At 26.7% G+C, this 12,838-nt stretch carries 7 protein-coding genes and 1 pseudogene; 4 read left to right on the top strand and 4 right to left on the bottom strand.

Features of this window, described 5'->3' with window-relative positions:
- Positions 1-52: 52 nt before the first annotated feature.
- A pseudogene (ung, locus tag D9V73_RS00870) lies at positions 53-717 on the bottom strand (uracil-DNA glycosylase).
- 204 nt (positions 718-921) lie between these two features.
- On the opposite strand from ung, the gene D9V73_RS00865 reads away from it, so the two are divergent.
- A complete protein-coding gene (locus tag D9V73_RS00865) occupies positions 922-1,518 on the top strand; it encodes a peroxiredoxin C (protein WP_158336409.1) in 597 nt (198 codons plus the stop codon).
- Between the two features lie 122 nt (positions 1,519-1,640).
- On the opposite strand, the gene D9V73_RS00860 is transcribed toward D9V73_RS00865, so the two are convergent.
- Positions 1,641-2,375, bottom strand: coding sequence for a DUF2076 domain-containing protein (locus D9V73_RS00860; protein WP_187307832.1), 735 nt, complete (start codon positions 2,373-2,375; stop codon positions 1,641-1,643).
- Positions 2,376-2,768: 393 nt separating this feature from the next.
- Here D9V73_RS00860 and gyrA point away from each other — a divergent pair, with 393 nt between their 5' ends.
- The 3 genes from gyrA (at position 2,769) to nrdB (ending at position 9,102) form a co-directional block, all read left to right on the top strand.
- Entirely contained in the window at positions 2,769-5,297 is a 2,529-nt protein-coding gene (gyrA, locus tag D9V73_RS00855; RefSeq protein WP_158336405.1) for a DNA topoisomerase (ATP-hydrolyzing) subunit A, read from the top strand.
- A 324-nt stretch (positions 5,298-5,621) separates the two neighbouring features.
- Positions 5,622-7,907, top strand: coding sequence for a class 1a ribonucleoside-diphosphate reductase subunit alpha (gene nrdA / locus D9V73_RS00850; protein ID WP_158336403.1), 2,286 nt, complete (start codon positions 5,622-5,624; stop codon positions 7,905-7,907).
- Positions 7,908-7,971: 64 nt separating this feature from the next.
- Positions 7,972-9,102, top strand: coding sequence for a class Ia ribonucleoside-diphosphate reductase subunit beta (gene nrdB, locus D9V73_RS00845; RefSeq protein WP_158336401.1), 1,131 nt, complete (start codon positions 7,972-7,974; stop codon positions 9,100-9,102).
- Positions 9,103-9,252: 150 nt separating this feature from the next.
- On the opposite strand, the gene pta is transcribed toward nrdB, so the two are convergent.
- Both pta and D9V73_RS00835 read right to left on the bottom strand, forming a co-directional pair.
- Positions 9,253-11,415, bottom strand: coding sequence for a phosphate acetyltransferase (gene pta / locus D9V73_RS00840; protein ID WP_187307831.1), 2,163 nt, complete (start codon positions 11,413-11,415; stop codon positions 9,253-9,255).
- Positions 11,416-11,479: 64 nt separating this feature from the next.
- Positions 11,480-12,691 carry an acetate kinase gene (locus tag D9V73_RS00835; RefSeq protein ID WP_158336399.1) on the bottom strand — a complete coding sequence of 404 codons (1,212 nt, stop codon included), beginning with the start codon at positions 12,689-12,691 and terminating at the stop codon, positions 11,480-11,482.
- Positions 12,692-12,838 lie beyond the last annotated feature (147 nt).

The following is a 12,838-nucleotide window of genomic DNA, read 5'->3' as shown; positions in this document are numbered from 1 at the left end:
TATATTTAAAACATATAAAAACACATAACGTTTGTATAAAAATATAAAAAAATTAATCATAAAACCAATTAATTGTAGCTTTATTTTGATCCTTCAATAAAATATTTGTTTTTGAAAAATGGCGGCATCCAAAAAACCCTTTATAAGATGATAATGGTGATGGATGCGATGCCAATAGTACATGATGACGACTAATATTATTTACCTTTTTTTTAGCATATGATCCCCATAACAAAAAAACAATTCCCGAATGATATTTACTAATAATATTTATAACTTGACTAGTAAAAATTTCCCATCCTAATTTAGAATGAGAACCTGGCTTACCTGATTCTACTGTTAAAATTGAATTTAATAATAAAACTCCCTGACGCGCCCAACTCTCTAAACACCCATGTTTAAATAAAAAAGGTATACCCATATCATTAATTAGCTCTTTATGTATATTAGCTAAAGAAGGAGGAATATTTGTGTTTTTTCGAACAGAAAATGCTAAACCATGTGCTTGTCCTGGTCTAAAATATGGATCTTGACCAATAACTACTACTTTGATATCAGAAAATTTCGTCAACAAAAAAGCATTAAAAACTTCGTTTTTAGGAGGATAAATTACCTTATATTTTCTTGCATTATCAAGATATCGAATGATGTTAATGAAATATGATTTTTTTTTTCTTGTTCTAATACATCTTTCCAGTCTATGATATAATTATTCATATAAACGTTCCAAGTTGGTTATTTATACATAAAAATATTATTTTAAATTATCTTTTTTAATAATATTATACTGTTTAAACTAGTTAAATAAAATTATTTATACAAACATACAATGGAAAACTCATAGTCTTAAAAACTATTTTAATTTTATTAGTAAAAATAGTTTTTAAGACTAAAATTAAATTAATAAAACAAGAGAAAAAAATGTTAATAACTTATCCAGCACCTGATTTTACTGCACCAGCTATATTACATGATAATGATATCATGGAAAATTTTAATTTTAAAAATCATATTCACGGGAAAACAGCTGTATTATTTTTCTGGCCTATGGATTTTACGTTTGTTTGTCCTTCAGAAATTATAGCATTTAATTCATCTTTGTCAGAATTTAAAAAAAGAAATACGGAAATAATAGGAGTATCTATCGATTCAATATATGTACATAACGCATGGCGCCAAACTAATCCTAACCAAGGAGGTATTGGACCAATCAAATATATAATTGTTTCTGATGTAAAAAGAGAAATACAAAAATCATATCAAGTTGAACATCCAACATTAGGTATTGCACTAAGAGCATCTTTCTTAATCGATAAACATGGAATAATTCGACATCAAATTATTAATGATTTACCTTTCGGTAGAAACATTTCCGACATCATTAGGATGATAGATGCGCTTCATTTTTACGAAAAATACGGAGAAGTATGTCCAGCTAACTGGGAAGTAGGAAAGAAAGGAATGAAAGCAACTCCGAATGGAGTAAAACAATATTTAAAAAGTTTATATGATGTTTAATAATATTGATATTAAAATTAACTATATTAAGAGTTAATATTTTAAATCAAACCAGCAAAAACTATACATCATTGCTGGTTTGATTTTTTAACAAAAATATATAAAATATATATTTTGAGATACTAAATAAAATTATCATCTTCAAAAGTATTACAATCATCATTATCACAAATTTCGTTATAATCAGTTTGATGAAAATTTTCAACATTGTTATCAAAATATGTTGTATCTTCACTAACATATTGATTATGTATAGGATCACTATCTATAATATTAGGTTCTATATGAGAAGCATCAACATCATGAACTGCATCTATCACGTCCTCTTCAGGTTTTTTATTTTGAAAAAGATTCATTAACATATTTGCCATAACTACACCACCAGCAACTCCTGCAGCTGTTTGAAGTGCTCCACTAAGAAATCCACTCGTATTATTAATAGTTCCTGATTGAGGTATAGTATTAGAACGAGTTTGTGAAGGAAAAGAACCAAAATTAGAATCTCGTACTGTGTTATTTGGTTTATTTTCATTACTATACATATGTTCTTTCGAAGCAACTTGATGTTTTTTTGTGCCAAATAAGTTAGATAAAAAACCACCACCTGATGCACTCTTATCGTCTTGCTTATTCTTTTCAAGATTATTATTTAATACAGAAATTTTTTCATTCAACTTTTTTATTGCTGTTTCTTGAATTAAAATAGTTTGAGCCATATAATACGGCGAATTAGGATATTTTTCTAATAAATCCTTTATTAATTTTTCAGCTATATCATCTCGGTTAGAAGATTTTATTTCAGTTTTATATAATCTAGAAAATAAATTCTCTATTAATTGTTTTTCATCACTATTCATAATAAACTCCATACATTTATATTATATAAAATAATATCATTCATTAATAGACTTTAATAAAATACTATCTAATAGTAAATCAATTCAAAAATATAGTAAATAATATTTTAAATTAAGTTCTATATAAAATAATTCTAAAATATTCGAATAAAACTAATTTAAAACGTAAATATTCCGATATGCTAAAGTAACTATTTTAAATGTATAAATTCATTATAATTCAATTAAAATCAAATATACGATTTTGTTAAAATTACATCTCAAGAATTCTTCGTTTTATTTGATACAAAAACACATTGTGCAATATCTCAAAATAATGTTTTTGTATTAATTAAATTTTTCATTATGATATTATCATAATGCTTAATGTTATTAAAAAAAAAGAAACTAATTATGAAAAAAATTGCAAACGAAATAATAGAAATTAACATCGAAGATGAGCTTAAAAATTCTTATTTAGACTATGCTATGTCAGTGATAATAGGACGTGCATTACCAGATGTTCGAGATGGATTAAAACCAGTTCATAGAAGAATATTATTTGCCATGAAAAATTTAAATAACGATTGGAATAAACTGTACAAAAAATCAGCTAGAATTGTCGGTGATGTTATCGGAAAATATCACCCTCATGGCGATACAGCTGTATACGATGCTATAGTAAGAATGGCCCAATCATTTTCATTACGATATACACTAATCGATGGACAAGGAAATTTTGGATCAATAGATGGAGATTCTGCTGCAGCTATGAGATATACTGAAATTAGAATGTCTAAAATAGCATATGAATTTTTAAATGATTTAGATAAAGACACAGTACAATTCTATCTTAATTACGATGAAACAGAAAAAATTCCAGAAATATTACCTACAAAAATACCTAATTTACTAGTAAATGGCTCATCTGGCATTGCAGTAGGAATGGCTACTAACATTCCTCCTCATAATATAAACGAAGTAATCAATGGATGTTTAGCATTTATAGACGACAATAAAATCACACTAAAAAAACTTATGGAATATATTCCAGGTCCTGATTTTCCAACTGCTGGAATTATTAATGGATGTACAGGAATTGCAGAAGCATATCAAACAGGAAGAGGAAAAATTCATATTCGAGCCAAAAGTAAAACAGAAATTCACAAAAAAACAAAAAAAGAATCTATAATTATCTTTGAATTACCTTATCAAGTTAACAAGTCACGCGTTATTGAAAAAATTGCTGAACTAGTCAAAGATAAGAAAATAGAAGGTATTGTCGGATTACGCGATGAATCAGATAAAGAAGGCATGAGAATAGTTATAGAAATAAAAAAAGAAGCAAAATCAGAGATTATTCTTAATCAATTATATACTTTAACTCAATTACAAATTTCTTTTGGCATTAACATGGTTGCATTAACTAATGGGCAACCAAAAATAATGTCGTTAAAAGATATATTACGCGAATTTATATCACATCGTCGAACAATAATTACAAGACGTAGTCTATTTGAATTAAAAAAAATTCAAAAAAAAATTCACATAATTGAAGGACTAATCATTTCTTTAGAAAACATTGATATGATCATATCATTAATTAAGAATTCAAAATCATTGTTAGAAGCCAAAGAACTATTGTTATCTAAAAACTGGTATTCAAGTAATTCCAAACATATGAACATATTAAATAATCATATCCTAACATCTCACGTCATAAGACCTAAATTAAATAAAAACAATACATTTTTTTTAACTCAAGAACAAGTAAACGCAATTTTAGAACTACGTCTTCATAAACTAACACATTTAGAATCTTCAAGACTCGTCCAAGAACATAAAAAACTTATAGAATCTTCTACAACACTAGATAACATATTAAAAGATACCGATAAATTAATTCATGTTATGAAAGAAGAACTAACTAAAATTAAACATAGCTTTGGAGATAAAAGACGCACACTAATTACTAAAACTTATGAAGACATTAATCTCTCTGACATGATAAACAAAGAAGACGTAGTAGTTACTTTATCCCATTCAGGATACGTAAAATATCAACCGTTATCTACTTATGAAGCACAGAAAAGAGGAGGAAAAGGAAAATCAGCGGCAAAAACAAAAGAAGAAGATTTTATAGAAAGTTTATTAGTTGCAAATACACACGATACAATTCTTTGTTTTTCTAGCCGTGGAATAATATATTGGATGAAAGTTTATCAATTACCAGAATCTAGTAGAAATGCACGTGGACGCCCAATAGTTAATCTTTTACCTTTAAGTACAAAGGAACGAATAACAGCAATATTACCTATTTCAGAATATAAAGATAGTATAAATATTTTTATGGCTACTGCTCAGGGAATGGTTAAAAAAACTAATTTATGCGAGTTTAAAAAACCCAGAGTTTCAGGGAAAATTGCTATTAAGTTAAAAAACGATGATGAATTAATCGGTGTGTCACTTACCAATGGAGAAGATAAAATAATGTTATTCACTGCAATAGGAAAAGCTGTCCACTTTTCTGAAAAACTAGTCAGAACAATGGGAAGAAATGCTTCTGGAGTAAAAGGTATTGCAATAAAAAAACAAGATAAAGTCGTTTCCTTAGTAGTACCCCGAGGTACTGGAAATATATTGATTGTAACTGAACGTGGATACGGGAAAAGAACAGAAATTCATGAATTTCCAATAAAGTCTAGAGCTACCCGAGGAACAATAGCTATAAAAATAACTAAAAAAAATGGAATAATGATTGGATCCATGCAAGTTATGGAACAAGATCAAATTATGATTATAACTAATGCTGGAACATTAGTTAGAACTAGAATATCAGAAATCGGAATTCTTGGAAGAAACACACAAGGCGTTATTTTAATTAGAACTTCTGAAAAAGAAAAAGTAGTTGCTGTACAAAAAGCAAATAAATCGTTTTTATAAATCATCATACAAATAAATATATATGAAACATACACTATTTTTATAAAAAAATATACAACACAATTTTTGTTTTTAAAAAAACATAAAACGTAATATATACAAACTATTATGTAACGATAAAATACTTTTTATAAAAAGAAATGTATGTAACCTTGCATTAATATATATATAATTATTAAATACAAGTTAAGCATTTTAGAATTTAATTTCTATTAAAACTTCTTGTAATTGTAAAAATCTTTATCAATATCAATATCAAATAGAACTTAATCTATTAATAAAAAGTAACCAATATGCACATGCTTGAAAATTAGGAAGTATAGAATGAATCAAACATTACTAGTTACAAAACGAGATGGACGAAAAGAACTAATTAATTTAGATAAAATTCATCGAGTATTAAGTTGGGCAGCAAAAGATCTAGAAAATATTTCTATATCTCAAGTAGCACTCAAATCTAGAATACAATTTTTTAATAATATAAAAACCACAACCATACATAAAACTATTATAAAAGCTGCAGCAGATTTAATTTCTGAAAATTCGCCCGATTATCAGTATATGGCAGCTAGATTAGCTATATTCCATCTTCGTAAAAAAGTATTTGGACAATTCAATCCTCCTAATTTGTACGAATATATACAAAATATGGTAAAGCTAGGTAAATATGATAAACACTTACTACAGGATTATTCTAAGAATGAATATATGAAAATAAACTCATTCATTAAACATCAACGTGATATGAACTTTTCCTATGCAGCTGTAAAACAATTAGAAGGAAAATATTTAATACGAAATAGAATTACCAAAAAAATTTATGAAAGCGCTCAATTCTTATATATTGTAATATCAGCATGTTTATTTCACAAATATCCACAAAATACAAGAATGAAATATGTAAAAGATTTCTATAATGCTCTTTCTACTTTTAAAATTTCTCTACCAACTCCTATTATGGCTGGTTTAAGAACCCCTATACGACAGTTCAGTTCTTGTGTTTTAATAGAATGTGCTGATAGCCTAAATTCTATTAATGCTACTACTAGTTCAATTGTAAAATACGTTTCACAACGTGCTGGTATTGGAATTAATGCAGGACAAATTAGAGCTTTAGGGAGTCCAATTAGAAATGGTGATGCTTTTCATACCGGATGCATTCCATTTTATAAACACTTCCAAAGTGCTGTTAAGTCATGTTCTCAAGGAGGCGTTAGAGGCGGCGCTGCTACAATATTTTATCCTATTTGGCATCTTGAAGTAGAAAATTTGCTTGTATTAAAAAATAATAGGGGAATAGATGAAAATCGAGTACGACACTTAGATTACGGAATACAAATTAATAAACTAATGTATCAACGTATGATATCAGGAAAATATATTACTTTATTTAGTCCATCAGATGTTCCAAATTTATATGATTCCTTCTTTTCTAATCAAAATACATTCGAATCTTTATATAAACAATATGAAGAAAACAATAAAATTCGAAAAAAGAAAGTAAAAGCCACGAACTTATTTTCTTTAATAATGCAAGAAAGAACTTCTACTGGGCGAATTTATATACAAAATGTTGATCACTGTAACACACATAGTGCATTTAATCCAGAATTAGCTCCTATTAGGCAATCTAATCTATGTCTAGAAATTACATTACCAACCAAACCTTTAAATGATATTCACGATACCAATGGTGAAATTGCCCTATGCACGTTATCTGCCATTAATCTAGGTTCTTTAAAAAAACTCGAAGACCTATCCGAGTTATCACATCTTCTAGTAAGAGCACTAGATTCAGTATTAGATTACCAAGATTATCCTATTTTAGGAGCACAAAGATCAGCTTTGTCTCGACGCTCTCTGGGAATAGGAGTAATTAATTTCGCATATTATTTAGCCAAAAATAGAGTTCGCTATTCAGATGGTAGTGCAAAAATACTTACTCATAAAACATTTGAAGCAATTCAATATTACTTGTTAAATGCATCGTGTAAACTAGCAAAAGAAAAAGGAGCATGCGATTGGTTTAATCAAACAACATATTATCAAGGTATCTTGCCTATAGATACCTATAAAAAAGAAGTAGATAATATTTGTAACGAACCATTGCATCTAGATTGGGAACATTTAAGAAAAAAAATAAAAAAATACGGTCTTCGTAATTCTACACTATCAGCATTAATGCCCTCAGAAACATCTTCACAAATATCTAACGCTACTAATGGAATAGAACCACCAAGAGGATTTATTAGCATAAAAGCTTCAAAAGATGGTATGCTTCGACAAGTAGTTCCTGAATATAAAAAATTAAAAACATACTACGAACTATTATGGACGATTCCTAACAATATAGGATATTTACACTTAACTAGCATTATGCAAAAATTTGTTGATCAATCTATTTCTACTAACACCAATTATGATCCAAAATCATTTTCAAATGGGAAAATACCTATGAAACAATTAATTATGGATTTGCTCATAGCTTACAAATTAGGCTTAAAAACATTATATTACCAAAATACCCGAGATGGTGCAAAAGATCGTCAAATCGAACTCTCAACTATTGCAAATAATGATCATTGTGATAACGGAGCTTGTAAAATATAAAATTAATATCTTATTTTTTTAACCTTTAATAATATGTATTTTATTTATATAGGAAAATTATTACATGACATACACAACTTTTTCTAAGAAAAAAAATGACCAACTTCGCGAACCTATGTTCTTCGGACAATCTGTTAATATATCTAGATACGACCAACAAAAATATGCTATTTTTGAAAAACTAATAGAAAAACAACTATCTTTTTTTTGGAGACCAGAAGAAGTAGATTTGTCAAAAGATCTAATCGATTTTCAGAATCTTCCAGATCATGAAAAACATATCTTTATAAGTAACTTAAAATATCAAACATTATTAGATTCGATCCAAGGAAGAAGTCCTAATGTTGCTTTTTTGCCAATTATATCATTGCCTGAATTAGAAACATGGATAGAAACGTGGTCTTTTTCGGAAACTATCCATTCTCGATCATATACACATATCATTAGAAATATTGTTAATACGCCATCATTAATTTTTGATGATATCATTCATAATAAAAATATAGCAAATAGAGCTAAAGACATTGCTAAGTATTATGATGATCTCATTATAATGACTAGTTATTGGCATTTATTAGGTGAAGGAAAACATGTAATTAATGGAAAAAAAATTCTAATTAATTTACATGAACTTAAAAAACTATTGTATCTCTGTTTAATTAGCGTAAATGCATTAGAAGCTATTCGATTTTATGTAAGTTTCGCGTGTTCTTTTGCTTTTGCAGAAAGAGAAATTATGGAAGGAAATGCAAAAATAATTAGATTAATTGCTAGGGATGAGGCATTACATCTTACTGGAACTCAACATATTTTAAACATATTAAAAAATAATAAAAACAATGAAGAAATGACTGAAATCGCTCAAGAATGTTATTCAGAATGCTGTAACTTGTTTATTTCAGTATCGGAACAAGAAAAATTATGGGCAGAATATTTATTTCAAGATGGATCTATGCTTGGACTAAATAAAGAGATTCTATCACAATATATTGAATATATTACTAACGTTCGTATGAATGCTATTGGTTTACCAATGCCATTTTTAATAACCTCTAATCCTATTCCATGGATTAATTCGTGGTTAATTTCAGATAATGTTCAAGTAGCGCCTCAAGAAATTTCTGTCAGCTCTTACTTAATAGGACAGATTGATTCTGATATCAATCATACCGAATTTGATTCATTCAAACTATAAAAAAATGGATTTAGATATCAAATTTTTAAATAAACATCACACAATTTATTATAAATTATAAAACAATTGCATTTTGATATATAATAGCATGTATAAATAATAGTTTAAAATACTGTATAACATGTAAATAGTATTATTTAAAATAATCTTTTATATTATTTTATTAAATTTTTTAGATTGCACTGCTGTTATAGCAATAGTATATACTATATCTTGAACTGAAGATCCTCTAGATAAATCATTAACTGGCTTTTTTATACCTTGTAATATCGGTCCAATAGCGATTGTGTTAGTAGATCGTTGCACTGCTTTATACGTAATATTTCCTGAGTTAAGATCAGGAAATATAAAAATCGTAGCAGATCCATTAATAATAGATTTAGGACATTTTAATTTTGAAACTATACTTTCTATAGCTGCATCATATTGAATAGGACCTTCTACAATCAAATGAGGACATTTACTTCGTACTATACTTGTTGCTTTTCTAACTTTATCTACTTTTTCACCACTGCCAGACGATCCTGTAGCATAAGATAACATTGCAATTTTAGGAAATATTCCAAATGATATAGCAGTATCAGCAGATTGAATTGCAATTTCTGCTAACTGATCAGAATTAGGATCAGGATTAATAGCACAATCTGAATATAACAATACATGATCCGGTAATAACATAAAAAATACAGATGATATTAAAGAATCCAACTTAGATGTTTTGATTAATTGTAAAGCAGGAAGAATAGTATTAGATGTAGTATTGATAGCTCCTGATACCAGTCCATCTACTTTATTAGATTCTAGAATTAATGTAGATAAAACAGTATCATCTTTAAGTATTTGTTGCGCATGAGCAGTAGTTATGCTATGTTTATTACGTAGTTGTACAAAACGTTCAATATAATTATTTCTTATCAATTCTGGATTTAAAACTTCTATATTTGGCGATAATTTAATATTATATAATTTAGCAATATGTTTAATTTCTTCTAAATTACCTAATAATACACAATCAGCAATGTTTTTGTTCGAACAAATTGTTGCAGCTTCAATAATTCGACTTTCATTACCTTCAGGAAGAAGAATTTTTGCTTTATTTTTTTTAGCTAAATTTAGTAAATTGTAAATGAACATTGATGGACGTACTTGACATTGATGTTTTTTCGTATATGTTGTTTTTAAAGAAGTTATAAAACTATTACTAATATGTTCTGAAACATAATCTTGAATCATTTTAAATTTTATAGAATTTTTAATAGATAGCTTAAAATTAAATTTCTGCAATAGCACAATAGTTTGTAATACATTGCTTTCTACTAATAAAATAGGAATTTTAAGTATTTTAAAAAAATTCCAAGATTTTACAAAATTCATTAAAAATTCATTACTATCTGTTAACAATATAGCAATAATAGAATTGTTCTCATTTATGTATTCACATATTACCTTCAAATCATAAATATAATCCGATGAAACTATTAACATTGAACGATAAAAAAAACCATTTTTGTATTTACAAAAAATATTTCTTTTATATAAAATGATAGACTTGATACATAAAACATTTAAATAACACTGATTAATAACGTGTGCTCGAAAATAAAGTGACAACTCTTCTAAAGTAGGTTCAAGTAACTTTGAATTCCATGGAATATATCCTAATATTGGTATATTATAATATTCATATAATAACTGTTTGCTCATAACTTTTTCATCTTTATCTTTCTCACGAATATTAAATATATCGAAAAAATTCACAAAACATCCAAAAACGTCAAATTTTTCTATTTTAAATTCGTTAATTATAATACCTTTAATATTAATATTCTTTTTGTGTATAAAACTTTTTTTAATAATTTCTACCGTATTTGTAATATCAAATATATTATTTTTTCTTATAGTACATACAAAAATAACTTCTGCATTAGTTAACTGTGCAATTTCATAGTTTATTTCATTAGATAACAAGAAAGAAGACCGTAAGCATAATCCTTCTAAAAATAACACATCACTATGTTTAATATTATTACTAATCTCTGAAAGTATTATGTCTATGATATTTTGTTTTTTATCTTCTACTAAAAAATTATTTATATTACTAATTTGAATCGGATTAAAACACGAAACAGAACTCATTTGCTTTAAAATTTTTGTAGTGTGATCAATATTATGATTTTTATCCATATTATAAAAAATAGGCTTAAAAAATTTAACATCAAAATTGTTTTTACATATCTTTTGAACTAATCCTATACTAATAGTAGTTAATCCAATATTCATTCCTAAAGGAACTAACATCAAAGTACGCTTCAAAATCAACTCCATAAGTGTAAATACTATTTTGAAATAATTGTTGATAAAAATATTATTATATCCCTTAACTATTGCTAGTTAATAATATTGCTTCTTTCGCTATAACTAACTCTTCATTAGTCGGAATTACTAATATCATCATACTATTTCTTTTATTAATAAAACCTTCTCGACCTAGTTTCATTGATAAATTAACTGTTTTATCAATTTTGCAATTTAACAAAGATAACTTAGATACAGTAATAGATCTAATTAAACAAGAATTTTCTCCAATACCCCCAGAAAAAATAATAGCATCTAGTTTTCCCTCCATTAACGAAGTATATGCACTGATATATTTAGATAGACGATGACAAAATATATCAATAGATAATTTAATTTTGTTATTCGAAACATATTCTTTTTCTAAATCTCGACAATCATTACTAAACTCATTTAGTCCTAACAATCCCGATTTCCTAATTAAAGTATCTTCAATATCATCAATGCTCATTTTTAATTTATTATACATAAAAAAAATAATTGAAGGATCTATATCTCCACTTCTAGTTCCCATAACTAATCCTTCTAATGGTGTCAAACCCATAGAAGTATCTACGCAAATACCATCTCGAATAGCTGCTACCGATGCACCATTACCCAGATGACAAATAATAACGTTTAAGTTATCTACTGATATTTTTAAAATTTTAGAGACACGACTCACTATATAAGTATAACTAATACCATGTGCTCCATATCTTCGAATTCCATAGTGTTTATAAAAACTATAAGGAATAGCGTATAAATAAGATGTTTTTGGCATTGTACTATGAAATGCTGTATCAAATACAGCTACATTTTTTTTTTTTAAATTAGGAAATACGTTAAACGAAGCTTGTATTCCTAATAAATTAATCGGATTATGAAGAGGGGCAAACAAAGAAGCATCTTTAATATACTTAATAACTTTTGAATTAACTATTACTGATTTATTGATTTTTGATCCACCATGAACTACTCGATGCCCTATACATGAAATATTTTTAAAAATATTTAAATCATTTTTTAAAATATTATTTGAAATAAAACTAATGATCTCTTCATAATTTACTGTTTTATTCAATATATCACTACTGTATGTTTTATTATCTATTTTCCATGAAATTTTCGCATGTAAAGAACGTGAAAAGTCAACTATCCCTGATAATACTGTTTTATTATAAACTGGGTTTATTACAGAAAACTTCAAAGACGAACTACCACAATTTAATATTAAAGCTAAAGAAGTTGACATAAGAACATCCTAAATTTATGAAATATACTATTTTGTTATTTCTTATAAAAATACACATTGAATAAAATTTACTGTAAAAAAATATTTCAAACTAACCTACAAAATATTTATTAACATATTATAAAACAAATATAAAATTACTATAAC

It is taken from the genome of Buchnera aphidicola (Melaphis rhois) (genome assembly GCF_005080745.1).
Classification (GTDB): domain Bacteria; phylum Pseudomonadota; class Gammaproteobacteria; order Enterobacterales; family Enterobacteriaceae; genus Buchnera_B; species Buchnera_B aphidicola_AT.
This window is presented reverse-complemented; position numbering and strand designations above follow the sequence as displayed.

What these genes read in the sequence shown, in the direction of transcription:
- D9V73_RS00865 (WP_158336409.1), top strand. Translation starts at nt 922, where the DNA reads ATGTTAATAACTTATCCAGCACCTGATTTTACTGCACCAGCTATATTA.
- D9V73_RS00860 (WP_187307832.1), bottom strand. Translation starts at nt 2,375, where the DNA reads ATGAATAGTGATGAAAAACAATTAATAGAGAATTTATTTTCTAGATTA.
- gyrA (WP_158336405.1), top strand. Translation starts at nt 2,769, where the DNA reads ATGAAAAAAATTGCAAACGAAATAATAGAAATTAACATCGAAGATGAG.
- nrdA (WP_158336403.1), top strand. Translation starts at nt 5,622, where the DNA reads ATGAATCAAACATTACTAGTTACAAAACGAGATGGACGAAAAGAACTA.
- nrdB (WP_158336401.1), top strand. Translation starts at nt 7,972, where the DNA reads ATGACATACACAACTTTTTCTAAGAAAAAAAATGACCAACTTCGCGAA.
- D9V73_RS00835 (WP_158336399.1), bottom strand. Translation starts at nt 12,691, where the DNA reads ATGTCAACTTCTTTAGCTTTAATATTAAATTGTGGTAGTTCGTCTTTG.